The 22478-nt window shown below is 49.7% G+C and carries 21 protein-coding genes; 19 read left to right on the forward strand and 2 right to left on the reverse strand.

What is annotated here, in order from left to right; all coding sequences use genetic code 11:
- Nucleotides 1-102: 102 nt before the first annotated feature.
- The 6 genes from ACTJKB_RS20510 to coaD all read left to right on the forward strand — a co-directional run bounded on the left by ACTJKB_RS20510 (nt 103) and on the right by coaD (nt 5225).
- Entirely contained in the window at nt 103-1791 is a 1689-nt protein-coding gene (locus ACTJKB_RS20510; protein WP_440836225.1) for an alpha/beta fold hydrolase, read from the forward strand.
- A gap of 97 nt (nt 1792-1888) precedes the next feature.
- The gene (locus ACTJKB_RS20515; RefSeq protein ID WP_440836226.1) at nt 1889-2353 is read left to right on the forward strand and encodes a ferritin-like domain-containing protein; all 465 of its coding nucleotides are present in this window, start codon (nt 1889-1891) and stop codon (nt 2351-2353) included.
- Nucleotides 2354-2538: 185 nt separating this feature from the next.
- Nucleotides 2539-3138 carry a hypothetical protein gene (locus tag ACTJKB_RS20520; protein WP_440836227.1) on the forward strand — a complete coding sequence of 200 codons (600 nt, stop codon included), beginning with the start codon at nt 2539-2541 and terminating at the stop codon, nt 3136-3138.
- Between the two features lie 216 nt (nt 3139-3354).
- On the forward strand, nt 3355-3741 hold the full coding sequence (locus tag ACTJKB_RS20525; protein WP_440836228.1) for a LytTR family transcriptional regulator DNA-binding domain-containing protein: 387 nt from the start codon (nt 3355-3357) through the stop codon (nt 3739-3741).
- A gap of 370 nt (nt 3742-4111) precedes the next feature.
- Nucleotides 4112-4720 (forward strand): 16S rRNA (guanine(966)-N(2))-methyltransferase RsmD, encoded by a 609-nt coding sequence (gene rsmD / locus ACTJKB_RS20530; RefSeq protein ID WP_440836229.1) that lies wholly within the window; start codon nt 4112-4114, stop codon nt 4718-4720.
- Complete coding sequence (coaD, locus tag ACTJKB_RS20535; RefSeq protein ID WP_083613474.1) at nt 4704-5225, forward strand: pantetheine-phosphate adenylyltransferase; 522 nt, start codon at nt 4704-4706, stop codon at nt 5223-5225. Before rsmD ends, coaD begins: the two co-directional genes overlap by 17 nt.
- Here the strand turns inward: coaD and ACTJKB_RS20540 are convergent.
- Complete coding sequence (locus tag ACTJKB_RS20540; protein WP_440836230.1) at nt 5194-6426, reverse strand: nucleoside recognition domain-containing protein; 1233 nt, start codon at nt 6424-6426, stop codon at nt 5194-5196. The two genes, coaD and ACTJKB_RS20540, sit on opposite strands and share 32 nt — an antisense overlap.
- 153 nt (nt 6427-6579) lie before the next feature.
- Here ACTJKB_RS20540 and ACTJKB_RS20545 point away from each other — a divergent pair, with 153 nt between their 5' ends.
- The gene (locus ACTJKB_RS20545; RefSeq protein WP_440836231.1) at nt 6580-7617 is read left to right on the forward strand and encodes a SepM family pheromone-processing serine protease; all 1038 of its coding nucleotides are present in this window, start codon (nt 6580-6582) and stop codon (nt 7615-7617) included.
- Here ACTJKB_RS20545 and ACTJKB_RS20550 read toward each other — a convergent pair.
- The gene (locus tag ACTJKB_RS20550) at nt 7607-8845 is read right to left on the reverse strand and encodes a nucleotidyltransferase (protein WP_440836232.1); all 1239 of its coding nucleotides are present in this window, start codon (nt 8843-8845) and stop codon (nt 7607-7609) included. The genes ACTJKB_RS20545 and ACTJKB_RS20550 overlap by 11 nt on opposite strands.
- 150 nt (nt 8846-8995) lie before the next feature.
- On the opposite strand from ACTJKB_RS20550, the gene ACTJKB_RS20555 reads away from it, so the two are divergent.
- From ACTJKB_RS20555 to ftsY, 12 genes are all read left to right on the forward strand, one after another.
- Nucleotides 8996-9517 carry a YceD family protein gene (locus ACTJKB_RS20555; RefSeq protein ID WP_440836233.1) on the forward strand — a complete coding sequence of 174 codons (522 nt, stop codon included), beginning with the start codon at nt 8996-8998 and terminating at the stop codon, nt 9515-9517.
- Nucleotides 9518-9569: 52 nt separating this feature from the next.
- Nucleotides 9570-9743 carry a 50S ribosomal protein L32 gene (rpmF, locus tag ACTJKB_RS20560; protein WP_019911234.1) on the forward strand — a complete coding sequence of 58 codons (174 nt, stop codon included), beginning with the start codon at nt 9570-9572 and terminating at the stop codon, nt 9741-9743.
- Nucleotides 9744-10185: 442 nt separating this feature from the next.
- Nucleotides 10186-10782 (forward strand): transcription factor FapR, encoded by a 597-nt coding sequence (fapR, locus tag ACTJKB_RS20565; RefSeq protein WP_074083564.1) that lies wholly within the window; start codon nt 10186-10188, stop codon nt 10780-10782.
- Nucleotides 10766-11755 (forward strand): phosphate acyltransferase PlsX, encoded by a 990-nt coding sequence (plsX, locus tag ACTJKB_RS20570; protein ID WP_440836234.1) that lies wholly within the window; start codon nt 10766-10768, stop codon nt 11753-11755. The genes fapR and plsX overlap by 17 nt, the downstream gene beginning before the upstream one ends.
- Before the next feature lie 8 nt (nt 11756-11763).
- The gene (locus ACTJKB_RS20575) at nt 11764-12753 is read left to right on the forward strand and encodes a beta-ketoacyl-ACP synthase III (RefSeq protein ID WP_143191797.1); all 990 of its coding nucleotides are present in this window, start codon (nt 11764-11766) and stop codon (nt 12751-12753) included.
- Between the two features lie 92 nt (nt 12754-12845).
- Nucleotides 12846-13769 (forward strand): ACP S-malonyltransferase, encoded by a 924-nt coding sequence (fabD, locus tag ACTJKB_RS20580; protein WP_440836235.1) that lies wholly within the window; start codon nt 12846-12848, stop codon nt 13767-13769.
- 48 nt (nt 13770-13817) lie between these two features.
- A complete protein-coding gene (fabG, locus tag ACTJKB_RS20585) occupies nt 13818-14567 on the forward strand; it encodes a 3-oxoacyl-[acyl-carrier-protein] reductase (protein WP_379152855.1) in 750 nt (249 codons plus the stop codon).
- A 120-nt stretch (nt 14568-14687) separates the two neighbouring features.
- Nucleotides 14688-14921 carry an acyl carrier protein gene (locus ACTJKB_RS20590; RefSeq protein WP_019911228.1) on the forward strand — a complete coding sequence of 78 codons (234 nt, stop codon included), beginning with the start codon at nt 14688-14690 and terminating at the stop codon, nt 14919-14921.
- A 198-nt stretch (nt 14922-15119) separates the two neighbouring features.
- Nucleotides 15120-16358: a beta-ketoacyl-ACP synthase II gene (fabF, locus tag ACTJKB_RS20595; RefSeq protein ID WP_440836236.1), complete on the forward strand. Its 1239-nt coding sequence runs from the start codon at nt 15120-15122 to the stop codon at nt 16356-16358.
- Between the two features lie 13 nt (nt 16359-16371).
- Nucleotides 16372-17076: a ribonuclease III gene (rnc, locus tag ACTJKB_RS20600; protein WP_074083558.1), complete on the forward strand. Its 705-nt coding sequence runs from the start codon at nt 16372-16374 to the stop codon at nt 17074-17076.
- Between the two features lie 273 nt (nt 17077-17349).
- On the forward strand, nt 17350-20919 hold the full coding sequence (smc, locus tag ACTJKB_RS20605; protein WP_440836237.1) for a chromosome segregation protein SMC: 3570 nt from the start codon (nt 17350-17352) through the stop codon (nt 20917-20919).
- A gap of 206 nt (nt 20920-21125) precedes the next feature.
- Complete coding sequence (ftsY, locus tag ACTJKB_RS20610; protein ID WP_440836238.1) at nt 21126-22124, forward strand: signal recognition particle-docking protein FtsY; 999 nt, start codon at nt 21126-21128, stop codon at nt 22122-22124.
- Nucleotides 22125-22478: the final 354 nt, after the last annotated feature.

Here is a 22478-nt window from a genome sequence, read left to right on the forward strand (position 1 = left end):
ATTAAATGTAACCATTTACCATCTGGTTCGTATTAGAAAAGGATGTGATAACAGAAAGGAGATAATAATATGAGAACCAAATTATCGTTCGTATTGGCTTGTGTGCTGCTGCTGGGTGTATGGTCTTGGTCGGCACCGGCGGCACATGGAGCAGCACTTAAAATAACATTTAATGTGAACAATGAAGTACTGAAGTTTCCTGTGAATGCGGCTCCGTTCGCAAAAGGCAATACGGTACTGGTCCCTATCCGTAAGGTAGGTAAAGCGTTGGGTCTGGAAGTTAATTACATAAAAGAACAAAAAGTACTGCAATTAAGCCGTAACGGCCAACAGATTACAATGAAACTTGGTGCAAATGAAGCAATATTGAATGGGAAGGATAAATTTGTGATTGAAGAAAAGGCGGTGCTCCAAGGCAATCTTATTTATGTTCCCATATCCTTGCTGAATGCCATGGGGTTAGTGGTCTCCTATGATTCAGCCCTGGCTCAAGTTACTGTGTATACTCCACAGGTTTTCGCTGAGAAAGTAACAGGCCTGCTTGCCTCTAATCAGTATGAAATGTTATGGCAGCAGTTTTTAAATGAGTCGAGCCAAAAGGCTATTACTGTTGCCAAGCTTCAGCAGGTTTGGCAAGGAATAACCGATACCTTTGGCGAGTACCTTAAGATTGATTCAGTATCAAGTCATCAAGTGAATCATGAACTGACTATTGCCTCCACAGCTATTTTTACAAAAGGAAATTTGATTGTAACGATAACCACAGACAGCTCCGGCGAAATTAAGGGACTCTGGTTTGCCCCTGCTGCTGCAGCAGCAACGCAATCTAATGCTCCAGAGCTTAAGCTTCCCGATGGAGTAACCGAGGAAGAGGTGGTTGTTGGTGCCGGGACATCACATCCGCTTAAAGGGCTGCTGACGCTTCCCAATGATACGACTCATCCTTTGGCTTCTGTAGTGCTTGTACAGGGTTCAGGAGCTTCAGACCGTGACGAAACAGTATTTGCTTATAAGCCTTTCCGGGATATAGCCTATGGACTTGCCAAACAAGGCATCGCAGTGCTTCGTTACGATAAACGGAACTATTCTTATCCGGAGCAGTTTATGGGAGCTGCAGCTCCAACGATTAGTGTTAAGGATGAAACGGTTGAAGATGCAATTGCCGCATCAAAGCTGCTCAAGGCTGACAAACGAATGGATCCCGCACAGGTATATTTGGTTGGTCATAGCCTTGGAGGTATGCTTGCTCCGAGAATTGATGCTGACGGCGGTAACTTTGCAGGACTGATCCTGCTGGCGGGTTCGCCGCGCAGTTTACTGGAGATTATTTACGAACAGAACATGGCTTCCATCCAAAATTTATCAAACACCGATCCGCGTAAGGCACAAACCGTTGCAGCCATCGACACCGAACACTCCAAAGGAAAAGCACTCACTGCAATGACCTTAGAGCAATCCAAGGCAGCGCCTAGCATATTTGGTGTTCCGGCTTACTATTTTAAAGAGATGGATATGCATCCTACCGGGGAGTTGGCTCGCAAGCTTACCAAACCGGTACTTGTACTGCAGGGTGCCGATGATTTTCAGGTCTATCCGGACAAAGACTTTCCGCAGTGGAAGGACGTTTTAAAAGGGAATCCTGCAGCTTCCTTTAAGCTTTACCCAGGTCTTAATCATTTCTTCGTGAATGATGAAGGGAAAGATGCGGGAACTGCAGCGGGATATAACAAACCAGGAATGGTGGATGCTCAGGTGATCACTGATATGGGGCAATGGATTTTAAACTTGTAATTGGGCTAGGACGATGAATCCGCCGCCGGGTAACGTTTAGGCTATAGGTGAATATCCTGTAACTAAGTGTTCCTAATTTAGTAAAGGCGGTGTCGCCGTGAATTATCAACCGTATTTCGCTCCAAATTTCCAGTCATCCAACCGGCTTCTGTCCCGCAATGACGAAATGGTCCTCCAATTGATCCAGCAGTCAATTCAAGGAGAACGGAATGATGAGCTGTTTTATGACTTCCTTATTAAATTGGCTCCTACAAGGGAAGAACAAGAGATTATTGCAGGCATCCGCGATGATGAGAGAAAGCACCGGAGCATGTTCAAGACGCTTTACACACAGCTGACCGGAATGGCCCCCAAGGTTTCGGATGAAGGGACAGAACCTTTGCCGGTCAGTTATCTGGAAGGTATTGAAAAGGCACTGATCGGCGAACTCAAAGCATTTGAAAAGTATCGCAAGCTTTATTTGCATATCAATCCCCAATACCGGGACTGGATCTTCGAGATCATGACGGATGAGATTAAGCATGCCAGCTACTACAATTGGCTGTACACCAAAAATAAGTAATCAAGAGATCAAAAAGCACCGGGCAGGGTGCTTTTTTGCTGTAAAAAGACTTTTCTTCTGACATAACACGAATGTGAAAATAAATAAATAGTGTACGCATCCCAAGGGACAGATATATAATTAATGTAATGAACGAAATTTAGAGCAGGCGGTGTTGGAAGTTGTCGTGGGAGCCGGCAGGATTTATGTTTTTCTCGATTATAGAAACGATTGGCGTATATTATTTGGTTATGGCGCTCTTCCGTTTCAAGCCCGGAGATTTTGTCTGGGAAGCTCTAACCGTAAGCCTCTTGATCAATTTGCAAAGTTACATACTTAGAAATGAACTCTCATTAGCGTACTTAGTACCAATAATTACGGTGTTGATCTTTATCTTTTTCTTTTCAGTTGTTGTTAAGATTCCTCTGGTATGGTCATTGATCACAACAATCCTTGGATATGCAATCTATGGATTTTTGCAAACCGGTTTGGCGTTTCTTTTATTTCGTTCCATCGATGCTGCCCAGGCTAGCCTAACCAATGGTTATCTTTTGCAATTTTCCTCAGGACTGATAAGTGTGATTCTCTCCATCTGGCTATACAAGATTGGCTGGGGTTTTAAATTCGATTTTGAGCGGCTCCGCTTTAAATTCGAGGACATTCTGATTATCGTGCTGATTGTTGTATTTCTGGGTCTGCTATCTGTCATCGTCTACTATGAGCAATTGTTCATTCTCATTGCATTTTTTGCAGTTACAGTTATATTTTTGTTATATTATGCTATTTCAAAAGAGCGGGGGAAGTAACGGGTGGAATCTCCTTCGCCTTTTTCTATCCTACCGGGTGAAGCGGGGTGAAGCAGAAGTGATGTGTTTCCTGAAAAAGGCATGTCACCGCATCAATTACCGGATGGCTTCTTTCCTGGCTCTGACAGCAATGTTCATAGTAACTACAGATAGTATCCTTTTCATATATAAAGGTGAGACAACGGAAGAATTGCTCAAGTAGCTTGGAGGCATAATATGGACACCATAAGTGTAACTAGAGATATTGAGGGGAAGACGGGCCTTATAACTGTTAGAATTGATGAAATCATCTACCTGGGAACGGACAGCCGCACAGCGATTTTGTTGCTGCACACGCTGGACTCCGTTTATTTTACAGCCGGGACTTTAAAATATTGGACACAAGTACTCAATGCATCAGGTTATTGCTTTCTGCTCGCTGACCGAAACAATAGCATTAATATACGGAGGATCGTAGAAATCAACAAGCTGCTGAAAGTAGCCTACTTCGAACCCGAGTCGGAGAGGAACAAAGCTTCAAAATACAGCACCATGTCCAAAAGCGGCCTTAAAGAGGTGCTTCAGGTTATAGCAGAACTGGATTCAACAGTTGTTTTTACATGAAAAGCTACCTCTTGTGGCGGCTTTTTTTTGTTTTTTCATTTGGGGAAACTGTATTATCGAAGTGTGTTTAGAATATAAAAATCGGGCGCCTATTTCTAGGCGCCCTTTCATGGGAGAGGAGAAACCGGACGAAGAGCTTATGGGGAAACGTAAGCCTGCTCCGCGGTTGTCTACGACATCTTGCAATGTCGATAATTACATGATGGCCCTGAATGTCCAATTTTATACACGAGCAGTCGGAAAAATTACCCGCCTCAATAAGACGCCTGCAGACATTTTTTTATTTCAATAGACAATTGTGGTACTATAGGCTTGGACTTATGCCCTAAACGGCATAACTAACAGAGACATAAGAGCAGGTGAATGAGCGGTGAGAGTTGTATCGGGAAGTGCAAAGGGCAGACCCCTGAAAAGTGTTCCGGGGAGCGGAACGCGGCCTACAACCGACAAAGTCAAGGAAGCGATGTTCAGTATGATTGGCCCTTATTTTGAGGGGGGGGCCGCGCTGGATTTGTTCGCAGGCACGGGCGGGCTCGGAATTGAAGCCTTGAGCAGAGGGATGGAACAGGCTGTTTTTGTGGACATGGAACAGAAGAGCATTGATACGGTGCGCGCAAATCTGAAGGCGGCCAAGGTGGAGCAACAGGCAGAGGTCTACCGCAATGAAGCGGGCAGAGCGCTAAGTGCGCTGGAGAAACGTGGGCGTTCGTTCGATCTTGTCTTCCTGGACCCTCCATACAGGCTGAAGCATGGGGATGAACTGATGCTGGCCATGGTTCAAAAGGGACTGCTGCGCCAGGATGCGGTGATTGTACTAGAACATGAGTCAGGCTATGAATATCCGGAGGACATCCCGGGATTCCATAGAACACGGCAAGCTGTATATGGAGAGACGACAGTCTCTATTTATAAGTATGAGGCTGCCTCCCAAGAAGTACAGGAGAGCAGCAAGGAGGGTAATGATGAGTCTGCAGATTAGAAAAGAACGTGTCGCCATTTATCCGGGAACGTTTGATCCGGTGACGATGGGGCATATGGATATTATTAACCGTGCAGCCAAACAGTTCGACAGACTGATTGTTGCCGTCCTTAACAACTTAAGCAAAAATCCGTTATTTTCCGTAGAAGAACGTACCGATCTGCTCCGGCAGGCCACCCGGGACATTCCCAATGTGGAAGTAGACAGCTTCCGTGATCTGCTGGTCAATTATGTCCGGCAAAAGGATGCCCAGGTGATCGTCCGCGGAATCCGAACGGTTACCGATTTTGAATATGAGCTGCAGAATGCCTCGATTAATCATAATCTGGACCCCGATGCAGAAACCATTTTTATGATGACTAATCCGAAATATTCCTATTTAAGCTCGAGTGTCGTGAAGGAGATTGCACACTTCGGCGGGAACGTCTCCGACTTTGTGACGCCAGAGGTAGAGCAAGCCATGAATCTCAAATTTAAGCGGATGGACGGCGGAATGAAGCCGTAATATAAACAGCTGCAGACAGTGCTAATAATAGGAGCAGGATCAGAGCCTGCAAGCCCGCTAATTGTGGAATGGAGCGCCAGACCGTTACGGGGTTTAGCGTGACTGCAGGCAGGTGCTCATCCGGCACACTTATTGCTGGCTGCACATTCGTCTGAAGATTAAGCAGCGGTTTCCATAGGAGAAGCGTGAATAAAAAAGCGTACATGCCGTGCATCAATCGAATGGCAGCATAAGACAGATAACGCACGCCTGCTTGCTTAAGCAGAGTCAGCGCCTGGAGCTGTCCGCAGATTCCGCTCCAGGCCAGGGCCGCCGATAACCAGGCCGCTGTGAGAGTGTTCATTGAATTTAAGGCAGGAAGGGCTGCTGTTCCTGTAGTAAGCGTATAAGCCCCAAGGTGAATCTCAAGCAGACTTGAAACCAGTGCCGGTGGAAGCTGTGGGAGCGCTGAAGCCGCTATATGGATTACAACTGCGAAGATGATCATATAGCCGCCGACGATCATCAGGTTCTGGACGGCAGAACCCACGGAATCACCAAGCAGTCTTCCGAAGCTGCGTCCATCCTGTGCACGTGCGTCCGCAGCAGCACGATAGACGCGTGTCAGCAGAGAGGTTTTTTTGCGGTGTGCCTGTTCCTGGATTGCGGTTGATTGGAGCTTAGAGCGTCCGGCAAACAGAGCGGAGGTACAACCGGCGGAAAGCCCGGCAAGCCAGTGAATGGCCAGTAGCGCGTATCCGGAAGCGGGACTGTGCAGAAAAGCTGCGCCTACAACGATCAGCACAGTCACCGGGCTGGCATAGTGCGCCAGGGAGGCCAGTCTTCCTGCCTCCTTGTCCGTAATACGGCCCTGCTTATGCAGCTGCATAACTGCTCCTGCCCCGGCGGGGAAACCTGCGGTCATTCCCAGGGCAAGTGTCCATCCGCTGGCTCCGGGCAAACGGAATACTCGCTTCATAAGGGGTTCAAGCATTACACCGAAGCCGTGGACTGCTCCGGAAGCCGTAAGCATCTCTGAGAGGATCAGAAAAGGGAGAAGTGCCGGGAAGACGAGTGTCCACCATAGTTTAAGGCCTTGCAGGGAGGCCGTGAAGGAAGCCTCCGGTGCAGATACGATAGCAATAGCCAGCAGAATGGCTGCCGCCCCGCCGGCGAATGGAGCGGCACCTGAGGTTATTCGTTGTATTTTTATAGGACTCATTTTGAGCATCACCTCTTCATAGCTTAGGACATAGGCTAAAGACTGTTATCAATTTATGCAGAGAAGACAACCGTCATGCCTCGTTCCAACCGGCCGCTTCACAAGATCATTCCAAGTGTATAGTCCAGTGCTGAGGGAAAGAAGGGAAAAGCAGTGAGGCAACTGAAACGCCGGGTAGGATTCCGTGCCACAGCCTACTTGTTCACATTTGTGGTGATTCTTTATGTTGCTGTGTTTATGAATACGCCCTATATTGTCTATCAACCCGGCAGCGCCTCCGAGGTAGCGCCAATGATTCAGGTTCAGAATGCAGATAAGGATGAAAAGGGAACCTTTATGATGACCACAGTATCTGCGAGCTACGCCAATGTTGCACTTCTGGTAGCTTCAGTGTTCAATTCCAATGCTGAGGTTGTCCTGAAGGAGACCCGTCTGGGAGATAAGACGGAGCAGGAGTATGCGGCCGAGCAAGTATATTACATGAACAGCTCGCAGTCCTATGCCGTACAGGCGGCTTATCATGCGGCGGACATTCCTTATAAAGATGTGGTGGATTATCTGTATGTGTTCTCAGTACCTGTGACGGGCAACCAGGAACAGTTCAAGCCCGGTGATAAAATCATCAGTGTAGAGGGGCAGACTATACCCGATCCGGATGCGTTATCCAAGCTTCTTTCGACTAGAAAGATTGGTGATCCTGCAGTTGTTGTGCTGCAGAGGGAAGGCAAAAAAGTTGAGGAAACGGTCAAGCTGGTAGAAGTCAAGAATCAGCAGACTGGAGTGGTGAAGCCCGGTCTTGGGGTAGTGATCGGAGCGGTACAAAAGGTAAAACCTGAGATGGAAGGCAAAATGGTAAGCTTTGTGAACACAGATGTAGGCGGGCCTTCAGCAGGTTTGATGTTTACCATGGAGATATACAACCAATTGACTCCCGGTGATCTGACCAAAGGCCATCGGGTTGCAGGTACGGGCACTATTGATCCGGACGGAAAAGTGGGGGCAATTGGCGGAGTTAAGCATAAGATCGTTGCAGCTGACCGGAAAGGGGCGGAGATCTTTTTCGTGCCCGTTCAAAATTATGAGGAAGCCAAGGCGAAGGCTGATAAAATCGGCACGGACATGAAGCTTGTACCGGTATCGACCCTTGCCGATGCACTGAAGTATATGCAGGAGCTGCCGGTCAAATCCTGACCGGAGGCTCCAGATAGTCGCTGTAAAGATCTGTTCGCAAGGGGTTACTGAATGCTCCCGCATAAGCAGCAGCTGCTTGCAGATCTCTTTCAAGCATTGGATGAGAGAATTGCGCCGGACTAGTCACTACGGGCCAGCTGGCACGGTGCTTCATCTGCTTCAGCAATGGGCGTCCGCTTTCCCGGAAGCCGAGGACCCGGATGTAACCGGGCCCCTTCGCGAGGATAGCCGGCGCCATTTCTTCCTTGCTGTGGTTCAGCAGGGCATGAATCAGTAAACGCTGCAGCCTGGTGCGTGTATAACGCTTGCTTTTCAGTGCCTCCAGTACTGCGGATACAGTGAAGCGCGGAAGAACAGGCAAAATCCGCAGTAGCCGGTTCTCCAGACCTTCATTCATGTCCTGCAGGCTCTGCAACTCGGCCGCTGTCCTAGTGGAGAGCAGGTGGCGGAGCTGAATCCCAAAGCTTTCAAGATTCAGCGGGCCTCTGCCCGCCGCATGCTCTCTTTCCAGGATGGACATGCTATAATCTGGCATGTAAGCTGCAGGTGATCCGCCTTCTGAGAGCGCCTGGCGTATCGCTGTGGCACTTGCGATTCTCGACCCGCTCTGCAGCGGGTCGTGGAAGCCTGCGCCGGTGCGCGGCACAGTGAGGGGCCTGATTGCGCTACCAAGCCGCCGCAGCGCGATTAGATAGTGCAGGCCGAGGCTGTTGTTCGGCTGGCGCAGCAGCCCGGCAGCATCGAAGTCTCTCTCCTCTCCCGGGAGAGAGACTTCCCAGACGGACGCCGCAGCTGCGCTGTACGCGGCGGGGAAGCTCGCTCCGAGTGCCATGCGGCGGCGAATCTCGCTCTTAAGCGCGCTGCTTTCTTTGGCCAGAAATTCGGCCAGCGGCTGCAGCACGCTCAAAGTGCCGGCTTCGGAGCCGAAGCACAAGCTGTCCACGACCCCGGTCGCTTCCAGCAGAGCTACTGCTCCGAAGGCGAACCACTCTGCCGGCTGGACGGCATACGCCACCGGCAGCTCAATGACGACGTCGGCGCCCATATGAAGCGCCATCTCCGTGCGTGCCTGCTTGCTTACCGCCGCCGGTTCGCCGCGCTGGGTGAACGGCCCGCTCATGATCACAATAGAGTGATCTGCCCCGGACAGCCGCTTGGCCTCTTCGAAGTGGTGGACATGTCCGTTATGTAAAGGGTTGTACTCTGCAATAATGCCGACCGTAGTCACTATAATTTCACCTCATATTCTTGATCATTAGGATTCCAGATTAGTTATATCATAATTTGATCTGACCGCTGAAACAATATAAAGGGAAAATGGTTGACAAAGTTAGGTAATACTAGGTATAATAAATTTTGTTTGTTTGGAGTGATGAATATGAAGATTCACTTTCGCAAATTGGCTAATGCCGACGAGCCTCTGCACATTCAGGAAACGCTGGATGTAACCGAGCTTGTCAAAGGGCGAAAGGATATACTTGCTGTTGCACCACTTTCAGTGGACCTTAAAGCGCTGCCCGCGGACACCGATTGTGTGAATGTGGTGGGGAAATTGAATGGGAATGTGGACATGTTATGTGCGCGTTGCCTTACAGAGGTTAACAGTGAATTGAACATTCCTTTTGCTGAGACTTTCAAATGGCTTAAGCAGCCGCTTCTTCCCCAAGATGAAGATGAGGAACTCATTTACATCGAGGATGAGATTGTGGATCTTGTCCCGTTTGTGGAGGAAAATTTCGTACTGCACTTACCGGATTCGGTATTGTGCAAGGCAGACTGTCTTGGTCTTTGTCAGAAATGCGGACAAAATTTGAACGAAGGCACCTGCAGTTGCGACAACACAGTGATCGATCCTAGACTCGCTGCGTTGAAAGGATTCTTTACCAAGCAAGATGACTAAGAACAAATCCCGGGTGATAACGGGTTAAAACAGAATTAGGAGGTGTAACACAATGGCAGTACCTCAACGGAGAACGTCCAAAACACGCCGTGACAAACGCCGCACCCACTTCAAACTGGTTGTGCCGGGCATGGTGAAATGTGAACAATGCGGAGAGCTGAAACTGGCTCACCACGTATGCAAAGTTTGCGGAACTTACAAAGCTAGAGAGATCATCAAACAATAGTTTCCAACGAAAGGTAGCACTTCATCTGCTGGTGAGGTGCTATTTTTTTTGGGAATATACGATTGTATTGGCTGTGCAGGCCCGTTCTACATAAAGAAATCTGCTGCGCCTTCCGTTAAAAAGCTTATGTGCCAAGTTTTACAGGTGTGGCTTATTAGGCGGGACGGATGCCTGCGTAAGCAACTCTGGAAGTCAACGCTTTATTTTTGCTTCTGCATGCTTTATACTACATATTAGTACCTGGTTCTAAATATATTCTTAAGAGTTATAGCAATGATGATAGCGGCCATCTCAAGGCCGGATGCTATTTTCAAAATATAAGGATTGTATGTTATCCACCCATTACCCTTATATTTCCTGCTGAAACGGAACCTGTCCATTTCATGGGCGCTGAAGCCGTTTCCGCTTGGCATGTGCCAGGAGGTGAGCCGCCATAGAGCGGATGTCCAAGAAAGAGCGTCAGCAGAAGCTGCTGCAGATCATAGACGGCAACCCTTTTGTGACTGACCGGGAACTGACCCGGCAGCTCAAGGTGAGCATACAGACGATCCGGCTGGACCGGATGGAGTTAGGGATTCCCGAGTTGCGTGAGCGGATGAAGCAGATGGCAGAGCACTCTTATGATCAGGTGCGATCCTTGCCAGCAGATGAAGTGGTCGGTGATATTGTAGACCTGCAGCTGGACCGGAGCGGGATTTCCATCTTTGAAATCCGTGAGGAACATGTATTCTCCAGAAACGGGATTGCACGTGGACACTATGTGTTTGCCCAAGCCAACTCACTGGCGGTAGCCATTATCAATGACGAGATTGCCCTGACGGCTTCCGCCGATATTCGTTTTGTCCGAATGGTGCGGCTTCATGAGAAATGTATTGCCAAAGCGCAGGTGCGTTCACTCGCGGGCCGAAACGGCAAAGCGGAAGTGGATGTATTTACCTATGTCGGTGAAGAATTGGTTTTTCAGGGCCATTTCATAGTGTACCGGTCCGCAATTGAAGAATACAGCGAAGGGGGAAACCGCAGTGCTGATCGCCATTGATGCGATGGGTGGGGACAATGCTCCTGAATGTAATGTCGAAGGTGCGTTATCCGCAGCTGCAGAGTGGAGTGACACGCAGATTGTGCTCGTCGGCGATGAAGCCAGACTTGAGCCGCTGCTGAAGAATAAGCCGTCCAATGTGACTGTGCGTCATGCGGGGGACGTCATTGGTTCTGATGAAGAGCCGGTAAAGGCGGTCCGCCGTAAAAAAGATTCGTCCATGGTAGTTGCAGGCCGTATGGTTCGCGAAGGTGAAGCCGATGCCATGATCTCATCCGGGAATACAGGAGCCTTAATGACTACGGGGCTGCTGGTTGTGGGGAGAATGCAGGGGATTGAACGCCCTGCACTGGCGCCAATGATTCCGACCCTGGATGATGTCGGTGTGCTGGCACTTGATCTGGGTGCCAATATGGATGCCAAGCCTCAGCATCTGGTGCAATATGCCCTTATGGGCAGTATTTACCGCAACAAAGTGCATGGCATTGCTAAACCGCGCGTGGGTCTACTGAATGTAGGCACTGAGCCTGGGAAAGGCAATGAACTGACGAAGGAAGCTTACCCGCTGCTTGAAGCGCTGGAGGGGATTCATTTTGTCGGCAATGTGGAAGCACGGGATGTGCTCTCCGGCAACTGCGATGTACTCGTATGTGACGGATTTGCAGGGAATATACTATTGAAGACACTGGAAGGTACAGCGGGTGCGATGTTCTCTCTGCTGAAGGAACAGTTCAGTAAGTCTCTGAAGACGAAGCTGGGGGCGGCCATCCTGATGCCTGAGCTCAGAAGCCTCAAGGGTAAAATGGATTATAAGGAGCATGGCGGGGCACCGTTGCTCGGTCTCAGCGGGTTGGTAGTGAAAGGACATGGCTCATCTGACGGGAATGCTGTCAAGAATGCAGTCAGACAAGCAAGAATTGCGTTGCAAGCGGATTTGGTATCCAGTATATCCAAGGAAATCAGCGGGAAGTGAGTGAGGACATGAAACAATTGCGTCCGGTAGGAATAATTGGGACAGGGAAATATGTGCCTGAGAAAATATTAACCAACAGTGATCTGGAAAAGATCGTCGAAACTAACGATGAATGGATTGTCAGCCGTACAGGGATCCGGGAACGGCATATTGCCGCTCCGCATGAAGCGACCTCGGACCTTGCATACGAAGCAGCGCTCAGAGCGCTGGATTCAGCGGGAATGAAAGCAGAAGATCTCGATCTGATTATTATCGCTACTGTAACGCCGGACAGTGCATTTCCGTCCACAGCCTGCATCCTTCAGGACAAACTGGGTGCAAAAGGCGCGGCGGCATTTGATTTGTCGGCGGCTTGTTCAGGCTTCGTATACAGCTTGGCTACGGCAACCGGATTTATCCAGAACGGAATGTACAACAATGCTCTTATTATCGGTGCTGATACCTTGTCACGGATTACCGATTACACAGACCGTAATACCTGTGTTCTCTTCGGTGACGGTGCCGGAGCCGTTATTCTTGGGGAAGTGCCGGAAGGAAGAGGATTCCAGTCTTTTGATCTCGGCGCAGAAGGTTCCGGCGGAAGTTTGCTGAAGATGGAAGCAGGCGGTTCGCGTCTCCCGGCTTCGCAGCAAACCGTAGAAGATAAAAAACATTTCATTTACATGAACGGCCGTGAGGTTTTCAAATTCGCAGTACGGATTATGGGTTCTGCTACGGAGCGCGTGCTCACCAAAGCGGGAATCTCCAAAGAAGATATTGATCTGTTTGTACCGCATCAAGCGAATATCCGCATCATTCAATCTGCGATGCAGCGTTTGGATCTGCCGCCGGAGAAATGCGTAATCAATGTCGATAAATACGCAAACACTTCTGCAGCATCTATCCCGCTTGCACTGGTTGAGGCAGCGGAAGAAGGCCGGATGAAGGAAGGCGACACCGTTCTGATGGTAGGTTTCGGTGGAGGTCTTACATGGGGTGCTTCAGTCCTGATCTGGTGAAGCCACAGGGCCTATAATATAGAAGGAAGTGGCGGCAGAACGGCCGGAGCAGGCTGAATGCCTCACTGTTCAACGAGAAGGAGTTCAGACTGATGGGTAAAATTGCGTTTGTTTTTCCTGGCCAGGGTGCACAGGCTGTAGGGATGGGTAAGGATGTATATGATGCTCTTCCGCATAGCCGTGCGGTGTTCGAAAAGGGCGATGAAGTGCTTGGATTTCCGCTCAGCCGCCTTGTTTTTGAGGGGCCGGATAGTGATCTAAAGCAGACTGTTAATACACAGCCCGCACTTGTTACAACTAGTGTGGCTTACCTGGAAGCGCTGCGGGAACACGGGGTGAATCCTGACTATGTTGCAGGACACAGCCTTGGGGAGTATAGTGCCCTTGTAGCTGCCGGTGTATTGTCTTATGAGGATGCGGTGAGTCTGGTACGTCTGCGTGGACGCTACATGGAAGAAGCAGTTCCCGGCGGACAAGGGGCAATGGCAGCTGTGCTTGGTGCGGAACGTGAAGCCTTAACTGGGCTCTGCGGCCAGATATCGGATACAGGTCATGTCGTGGAGCTGGCCAACGTGAACTGCCCGGGTCAAATCGTTGTTTCCGGTTCCAAGCAGGGTGTTGAAGAAGTGGTGCAGCGAGTCAAGGAGATTGGCGGTAAACGGGCCATTCCTCTTGAAGTAAGCGGACCGTTTCATTCTTCCCTGATGAAGGAAGCTGCTGAACGCCTGGCTGTTGAACTTGGAAAAGTGAACTTTAACACGCCTTCTGTGCCGGTGATTGTCAATGTGAACGCGACAGCGGTCACAGAACCGGATGAGATCCGTGAACTTCTGGTTCGGCAGGTGTTTTCCCCTGTGCTGTGGCAGGATAGTGTAGAATGGCTGATTGCAGCTGGAGTGGATACCTTTGTGGAGATTGGTTCAGGAAATGTGCTAGCAGGATTAATCCGCAAGATTGACAAAACCGTTAAAGTTGTCAATATTAATAGTCTGGAAAGCGCGCAGACAGGCTGGTAAATTTCGGCATAGGCAAACGATGTGGAATGGATGAAAGGGGAATATGGCATGTTCTCAGCATTAAAAGGCCAGACAGCTCTCGTCACAGGCGGATCGCGCGGCATTGGCCGGAGTATTGCGCTTGCGCTTGCGGAGTATGGTGTGAAAGTAGCCGTGAATTATTCCGGCAATGAAGCGGCTGCTCAAGAGACCGTCGCTCGTATCGTCGAACTTGGCTCAGAAGGGATTGCCCTGAAGGGCGATGTCGGCAACAGCCAGCAAGCGGATAACCTGGTGAAAGAGGTTATTAACACCTGGGGTAAGATTGATATTCTGGTCAATAATGCCGGTATTACCCGGGATAATCTGATCATGCGTATGAAGGAAGAAGAATTTGACCAGGTGATTGAGACGAATCTCAAAGGCGTGTTCAACTGTCTGAAATCAGCCACCCGCCCGATGATGAAACAGCGTTATGGCCGAATTATCAATATTTCTTCGGTTATCGGTGTGATTGGGAACGCTGGGCAGTTGAACTACTCAGCAGCCAAAGCAGGTATTATTGGAATGACCAAGTCAGCGGCACGCGAGTTATCCTCACGGGGTATCACAGTGAACTGTATTGCCCCGGGTTTTATTGATACCGAAATGACACACCAGTTGTCCGATGAAGTCCGCAGTGAGTACGAGAAGGGGATTCCCCTTGCACGTCTTGGGCGGCCGGAGGACATTGCCATGACGGTTGTATTTCTAGCCTCGGAAGGGGCAGCCTACATGACAGGTCAGACACTTCACGTGGATGGCGGAATGTACATGTAAGGCCAACTAAGCTGTAAAGTCTACAGTGGATGAGAATTGGGGCGGCCGGAAAGCGTTTTTTGAGCTCTATGGTATTTTGACTTCATATCTCGTATAATACCAAAAGAGGAGGTGAACCGGATGTCCGATGTATTGGAGCGTGTAAAACGCATTGTCATCGACCGCTTAGGTGCCGATGAAGCTGAGGTAACATTAGAAGCGTCTTTCAAAGATGATTTAGGTGCTGATTCTCTTGATGTAGTAGAATTGGTTATGGAATTGGAAGATGAATTCGACATGGAAATCTCTGATGAAGATGCAGAGAAGATTACGACCGTGGGTGAAGTTGTGAAGTACATACAATCTCATACCTAGAGTCATATGATTGAGAGTCCCGTTCCTACAGAGGGCGGGACTTCTCCTCATTTTACAGCATTTATGCGATACCAAAGGATGCCATATGCACCTTTACGGGGAAAATAACTGGACCGCGCATGGAATGACCTTGCGGCGATTGAAGTTTATATAGTTTTTATAACAAGAAGATACAGCCTACAGATGGGGTGATTGCGTTTGAGTCATAGAGTGGTTGTTACAGGAATGGGCGTAATAACGTCGCTGGGCACGGATTTGGACACGTTCTGGGATCATTTGATGAGCGGCAAATCCGGAGTTTCGACGGTGGACGCTTTTGATGTCAGCGAGTATACGACCAAAATAGCGGCATCAATTAAAGACTTTGATCCGGAGGCGCGGTTTGGCCGTAAGGAAGCACGCAAGATGGACCGTTTTGTCCAGTTTGCAGTCGCAGCAGGTGAAGATGCGCTGAAGGACAGCGGACTTGTGATCGGTGAGGATATCGATGCGGAGCGGATCGGAGTATCCGTGGGTTCCGGTATTGGCGGACTCGGCACTTGGGAAGACAATCATAATCTTCTCTTGGAAAAAGGTCCCAAACGGGTTAGCCCGTTCTTTATTCCGATGATGATTGCCAACATGGGATCCGGTCAACTGTCGATTAGTTTAGGTGCCAAGGGCCCGAATACTACAACAGTTACAGCCTGTGCAACAGGAAGCCATTCCATTGGGGAATCTTTCCGCTTGATTCAGCGCGGAGATGCGGATGCGATGATCTGTGGCGGTTCGGAAGCCACGATTCGTCCAACGGGCATGGCAGGCTTTTGTGCAATGAGAGCGATGTCGACACGCAACGACGAGCCTGAGAAAGCCAGCCGACCGTTCGATATCGACCGCGACGGGTTTGTTATGGGTGAGGGAGCCGGGATTTTGATTCTCGAATCACTCGAGCATGCCGAGAAACGCGGAGCCAAGATTTATGCCGAGATTATTGGCTATGGTCTCAGTGCGGATGCCCACCATATGACAGAGCCTGATCCGGATGGTGCTGCACGTTGCATCAAGATGGCGATCCGCGATGCCGGAATTGCTCCTGAAGAGATTGATTACATCAATGCTCATGGAACCTCGACACCTGTAGGTGATAAGTCAGAAACATCTGCGGTGAAAATGGCTTTAGGAGAGCACGCATATAAGGTTGCGATCAGCTCCACCAAATCCATGACAGGCCACTTGCTTGGTGCTGCCGGAGGTGTGGAAGCCATAATTTGCGGATTGTCTCTGCAAAAAGGCTTGATTGCACCTACTATTAATTTGGACAACCCCGACCCGGAATGCGATTTGGATTATGTTCCGAATGTTCCGCGCAAAGCGGATCTGAACATCGTTATGTCGAATTCATTCGGTTTCGGTGGACATAACGCGACGATTATTCTCAAAAAATATAATCAGTAAGGGAGACAGTGCAGTGAAAGGAGACCTGAAGCAGTTACAGAGCCAACTTCAAATCCAATTTCACGATGCTGCACTTCTGAAGCAGGCCTTTACCCATGCATCCTATGTGAATGAACACCGTTTCAACCAGCATCAGGACAACGAGCGTCTAGAGTTTCTTGGCGATGCTGTTCTGGAGCTTACGGTTTCTGAATATTTGTACAATCTGCTTCCGGACAGACCTGAAGGTGAATTAACCAAGCTGCGGGCTGCAATTGTATGTGAGCCCTCCTTGGTCAGATTCGCAGAGAGTCTGGGCTTTGGACGCTTTGTATTGCTGGGTAAAGGGGAAGAACTTACGGGCGGCAGAACCCGCCCGGCCTTGCTGGCCGATGTGTTCGAATCCTTCGTGGGAGCGCTTTATCTGGACCAAGGGCTGGAAACAGCACGGCGGTTTCTGGATAATCACGTATTCCCGCTGGTGGAGACGGATGGCAAGCTGCAAATGCAGATGAGCGATTTCAAGACGGAGCTTCAGGAGCTGATTCAGCATCACGGAATGGGCACGCTGGAATATCGGATTATTGAAGAACGCGGACCGGCACATGAAAGGGAATTCGTCTCTGAGGTCTATATGGCGGGCCGGTCCCTTGGCAGAGGCAGTGGACGCTCCAAGAAAGAAGCGGAGCAGCAGGCAGCAGCAGCGGCACTATTACAGTTGAAGGAAGATGGCGCTTAGTTCCTGTCTGAATAGTAAGGGTTTGCTTTTTTTTGAATTCCTTGAACTTATTAATTGACTTCAGGATTGCTCCACATCGTGGGGGAGTCCAGCGGAGGAGAGCAGCAATGGTCTGAATGCCGGCGTACAGGCGGAGGTCAGACTTTTGCTGCTCTTTTTCGAGGAAATTACAAGTATTTTAGAACGTGAACTTGAGAATGCAAGCTCATAATTATGAGCTATTTTAGGCGGTGAAACGCTATGGTATAATGGGGCAGAGGTGAATAACAGGGTATGTTTTTGAAACGGATTGAATTAGCTGGCTTTAAATCTTTTGCCGACAAAACGGAAATGGAATTTGTACGCGGAATTACTGCTGTAGTCGGCCCGAACGGCAGCGGCAAAAGTAATATTTCCGACGGCATCCGCTGGGTGTTGGGTGAACAAAGCGCCAAATCACTGCGCGGCGGCAAGATGGAGGATATCATTTTTGCCGGAAGTGATGCGCGTAAAGCCGTGAATTACGGGGAAGTCTCGCTGACACTGGATAATGAGGATCATGCACTGCCCCTGGATTTCAGTGAGGTGACCGTAACACGTCGTGTGCACCGCAGCGGGGATAGCGAATACTTAATCAATAAGCAAGCTTGCCGGCTGAAGGATATTACAGAACTTTTCATGGATACCGGTATCGGGCGCGAGGCATACTCCATTATTGGACAAGGCCGGATTGAAGAGATACTCAGTACCCGTTCCGAGGATCGCCGGGGTATATTTGAAGAAGCCTCTGGAATAGTTAAATATAAATCACGCAAAAAAGATGCCGGGCGCAAGCTCGATGAAACGGAGCAGAATCTGCTGCGCATTCATGATCTGATCAGTGAGCTGGAAGATCAGGTGGGACCGCTGAAGGACCAGTCCGAAAAGGCGATCCGTTACAAGGAACTGCGAGAGCAGCTCAAACAATTGGAGATTGCTGTGTATGTTCACCAAATTGAAGGGATACATACGGCGTGGAAGGAAGGTAATGACCGGCTGGAAGTGCTTCGTAACGAACAGCTCCAGCTGTCTACTGTTGTATCTGCCCATGACGCGAAGCTTGAAAGTGGACGTGCCGAGCTGCGGACATTGGAAAATGAAGTAGAGAAGCTGCAGGAACAGCTGCTGCGATATAGCGAATCCAATGAGAAAAGCGAAGGCTACGGTGAACTGCTAAAAGAGCGCAGACGCAATTTGGAGAGCAACCGGGAACAGCTGATGACTACGCTGGGTTCTGTTGGCGAACGTTCTGCTGACCGTCAGCGCGAGCTTGCGGAGCTGGAGCATAAGCTTCAGCAATCCCGGTTATCACTCGAGGAGCTGCGTAAGCAGCTGGCAGACGAGGAGTCCAGGCTGGAGGGCGTTGCCGGTGGTATTAGCCAGAGCAAAGAAGAGAAGCTTAAGAGTGCTCTGCTGGAATTGATGAATCTGATGGCCCAGGCCCGGAATGAAATCCGCTATGCGGATCAGCAAAAAGAAAGCCTGGAGCGCAGAATGAGCCGCAGCCAGGAAGAGAGCGGTAAATGGACAGCAAAGCTGGAGGAATTAATTACTGCACAGAGTGGGCTGAAGGATAGAATCTCCGGCTTGGGCAATGAAATTGGCGCGCTCCGTAATGCTTATATCACCGAAAGCGAACAGACCAGCAAACGCCAGAAGCTGCTGGAGGAGACGCAGGGTGGACTGCGCAAATGGGAGCAGAAACGCGAAGCCCAGGTGTCCCGGCATGAGACCATGAAGGAAATGCAGGATGATTTTGACGGATTCATGCTTGGGGTAAAAGAGGTGCTCAAGGGTGCGCGCAAAGGGCAGCTTAGTGGTGTACACGGTGCTGTAGCGGAGCTGATATCCGTTCCCGAGAAGCTGGAAATGGCTGTAGAAACCGCGCTGGGTGCTTCACTCCAGCATGTGGTTATGGATAACGAAGCCGTATCCCGGCAAGCGATTTCCTTTTTGAAGCAGCGTCAGTTGGGACGTGCGACTTTTCTGCCGCTGGACGTTATCCGTCCACGGCAGATTGGCGGAAGCGACCGCGCAATGGTTGAAGGGGCAGAAGGTTTTGTCGGAATCGGCTCTGAGCTGGTGGGATACGAGGATAAATACGCGAGTATAGTCGGAAGCTTGCTGGGTAATGTGGTTATCGCCGAGAGTCTGGAGCAGGCCAACCGTATCGCAGCCAAGTGTCAATACCGTTACCGGGTGGTGACCTTGGAAGGCGATGTTGTCAATGCGGGAGGTTCCATGACCGGGGGCAGTCAGCATAAGAAGAACAACAGTCTGTTAAGCCGCAAACGCCAGCTTGACCAGCTCTTCAGCGAGATTGAAGAGAGTGAGCGGCAAATTGCAAAGTTGAAGCAGGGCATCAGCCGGTTGCGGCAGGAGCAGGAAACGGCTTCACTTAAGCTGGAAGAGCTTCGACATGGCGGGGATGAGAAACGGCTGGAGGAGCAGCGTGTCTCCGGTGATTTGAAGCAGCTTGAGCAGGAGCTGCGCCATGTGCAGGAGCAGGTCGATGGAGCCGGTGCCGAACGCAGCGGCTTTGAGAGCGAAGTGAGGGCACTGGATGAAAGCCGCAAGCATGCGGTTTCCGAGCTTGAACGGCTGGAGAAGGAAGAGAAAGAGGCCCATGAGGCGATCCGTAATGCGGAATCGGCACGCAAGGCAAATGAATCGGCAAAAGAAGAGCTGCAAAGCAAGCTGACCGGGATGAAGGTAACGGAGGGCAAGCTGGACCAGGAGATTTTCTCTCTGGAAGAGCAGTTGCGGCGCATGAGACAGGATGCGGGATCGCAGGACAAAGAACTGCGCCACAGCCGCAGCCTGCTGATCACGATTGAGCAGGATCTGGAAGAAAACGCAAGAGAAGCCGTGAAACAGAAGGAAGACCTGAACAACTTCCGCCTGAAAAAAGAAGAGACTGCAGGCAAGCTGGATCTGGCCCGGGCTGACCGTGCCGCCTTGACACGCAAGCTGGAGCTTGCAGAAGGCGAAACCAAGGATCAGCGTCAGGCCCTGAAGGCAGTCGATGATAAGCTGAGGTCAACTGAGGTTGCAGTAGGGCGTTTAGATGTTGAACTGGATAATATCCTGCGCAAGCTGAGTGATGATTACGAGCTGAGCTATGAACTGGCCAAGCAGCGTTATCCAGTACCAGAGGATGTGCCTGCTGCCCAACTGGAGGTTCAGCGACTCAAACGCAGCATTTCTGCGCTGGGAGAGGTCAATCTGGGAGCGATTGAGGAATATCAGCGTGTACATGAGCGTTATACCTTCCTCAGCGGTCAAAAGGATGATCTGGTAGAAGCCAAGACTACGCTGTACCACGTTATTCATGAGATGGAAGAAGAGATGTCCAAACGTTTCAAGCAGACCTTTGACGCCATCCGCCGTGAATTCGGTACCGTCTTCTCGAAGCTGTTCGGCGGAGGCAGAGCAGACCTTATGCTGCTGGACCCTGAACATATGCTCGATACAGGCATTGACATTGTGGCCCAGCCTCCAGGTAAAAAACTGCAAAATCTGCAGCTGTTATCCGGAGGAGAACGTGCTCTGACCGCGATGGCACTACTGTTCGCCATCCTTCAAGTCAAGCCGGTTCCGTTCTGCGTACTGGATGAGGTCGAAGCTGCACTGGATGAAGCCAATGTGGTACGCTTTGCCCAGTATCTGCGCGAATTCTCGGAGCAGACGCAGTTTATTGTTGTCACCCACCGTAAAGGAACCATGGAAGAAGCGGATGTACTCTATGGGGTTACGATGGAAGAGGGCGGCGTATCCAAACTGGTTTCGGTTAAGCTGGAGGATGAAGAAGCGGAGATCGCATAGGCAGGCAGATGCTTATAAAGTGAGTTTGTACGAAGTAAATGCAGGAAGTAAGGCTATACAAACTAAGCGTATGCTTACGAAGCTAGTTTTGTACGAAGCCTAAGCAAGGAAGCAACTGCTCACAAAACTAGGCAGATGCTTCCGATGTGAGTTTGTACGAAGTAAATGCAGGAAGTAAGGCTATACAAACTTTTAGGAGGAACCATATGAGTTTTTTTCGAAAATTAAAAGAAAGCATCTCTGGTAAAACGGAGAGTGTAACGAAACAGTTCCGCGACGGTCTTGAGAAAACCCGTAAAGGGTTCGTAGAGAAGGTATCTGACCTGATCATCCGCCGTAAAAAGATAGATGAAGAGTTCTATGAGGAATTGGAAGAAATTCTGATCGGTGCCGATGTTGGAGTCAACACGGTGATGACGCTGGTTGAGGAGTTAAGAGCGGAAGTGAAGCAGAAGCGCATTGAGGATGCTTCCGAGCTGCAGCCGATTTTGTCCCGGAAGCTGATGGAACTGCTGCGCGGTGATGATGACAATAGTCTGAAGGAGAACCCTGACGGGATCACTGTCATTCTGTTCGTCGGCGTAAACGGGGTAGGCAAGACGACCACTATTGGAAAGCTGGCACACCGTTATAAGCAGGAAGGTAAAAAGGTTCTGCTTGCGGCTGGCGATACCTTCCGTGCGGGTGCTATAGAACAGCTTGAAGTTTGGGGACAGCGCGCCGGTGTGGATGTTATTAAGCAGCAGGCGGGCTCAGACCCGGCTGCGGTCATGTTTGATGCCGTTCAAGCTGCCAAGCAGCGGAACGTGGATATATTGATCTGCGACACGGCAGGCAGACTGCAGAACAAAAGCAATCTCATGGAAGAACTCAATAAAATCTTCCGTGTCATCCAGCGGGAGATTCCGAGCGCCCCACATGAGGTGCTGATGGTGCTGGACGCTACTACCGGGCAGAATGCATTAACTCAGGCCAAGCTTTTTGGAGAAAAGAGCGGTGTAACCGGCCTTGTTCTTACCAAGCTGGACGGAACAGCCAAAGGCGGGATTGTTGTCGCTATCCGCCAAGAAATGAACTTGCCTGTTAAGCTTGTGGGTCTGGGAGAGAAGATGGAGGACTTGCAGCCATTTGATTCTACCCAATTCGTACACGCCCTCTTTGCCGGAATGATTGCCGAAGAGGAATTGGACGAAGAGCAGGACTAAACCAGTACCCTATAGAATAGTACGAGAATTGGTGCCATGAGCGGCTGTGCTTTTTATAGAAGCAACAGCTGCTCTTTTTTGTGGTTCTAATTGTAAAAATTCAATATATGAAAAATTCATAATAGTACTGCTTGTCAACTCTCCCGCATACAATTCTATGTATTCCTAATACGCATACCCCTGATTAGCACTCCCTTGAGAAAGGAAGCGATTCCACAATTGCCAGGGTGGGTTATAAACTCCATTCTGCTGTTATATATATTGACATGAACATTAGCGTTTACGTATTATTAAGGTATATTTCAATATTTTCATCTCTTTATTTCAAAAATAAGGACGGTTTGTTAACAAACA

This window comes from Paenibacillus sp. 22594, from assembly GCF_052044425.1.
In the GTDB taxonomy this organism is placed as follows: domain Bacteria; phylum Bacillota; class Bacilli; order Paenibacillales; family Paenibacillaceae; genus Paenibacillus_AQ.

Bases quoted from the DNA above. Each gene is read 5' to 3' on its own strand.
- ACTJKB_RS20525 (WP_440836228.1), top strand. From the start codon at position 3,355: ATGGACACCATAAGTGTAACTAGAGATATTGAGGGGAAGACGGGCCTT.
- fabG (WP_379152855.1), top strand. From the start codon at position 13,818: ATGTTCTCAGCATTAAAAGGCCAGACAGCTCTCGTCACAGGCGGATCG.
- rpmF (WP_019911234.1), top strand. From the start codon at position 9,570: ATGGCAGTACCTCAACGGAGAACGTCCAAAACACGCCGTGACAAACGC.
- smc (WP_440836237.1), top strand. From the start codon at position 17,350: ATGTTTTTGAAACGGATTGAATTAGCTGGCTTTAAATCTTTTGCCGAC.
- ACTJKB_RS20590 (WP_019911228.1), top strand. From the start codon at position 14,688: ATGTCCGATGTATTGGAGCGTGTAAAACGCATTGTCATCGACCGCTTA.
- ACTJKB_RS20555 (WP_440836233.1), top strand. From the start codon at position 8,996: ATGAAGATTCACTTTCGCAAATTGGCTAATGCCGACGAGCCTCTGCAC.
- ftsY (WP_440836238.1), top strand. From the start codon at position 21,126: ATGAGTTTTTTTCGAAAATTAAAAGAAAGCATCTCTGGTAAAACGGAG.
- ACTJKB_RS20520 (WP_440836227.1), top strand. From the start codon at position 2,539: ATGTTTTTCTCGATTATAGAAACGATTGGCGTATATTATTTGGTTATG.
- coaD (WP_083613474.1), top strand. From the start codon at position 4,704: ATGAGTCTGCAGATTAGAAAAGAACGTGTCGCCATTTATCCGGGAACG.
- ACTJKB_RS20540 (WP_440836230.1), bottom strand. From the start codon at position 6,426: ATGAGTCCTATAAAAATACAACGAATAACCTCAGGTGCCGCTCCATTC.
- fabD (WP_440836235.1), top strand. From the start codon at position 12,846: ATGGGTAAAATTGCGTTTGTTTTTCCTGGCCAGGGTGCACAGGCTGTA.
- ACTJKB_RS20575 (WP_143191797.1), top strand. From the start codon at position 11,764: ATGAAACAATTGCGTCCGGTAGGAATAATTGGGACAGGGAAATATGTG.
- fapR (WP_074083564.1), top strand. From the start codon at position 10,186: ATGTCCAAGAAAGAGCGTCAGCAGAAGCTGCTGCAGATCATAGACGGC.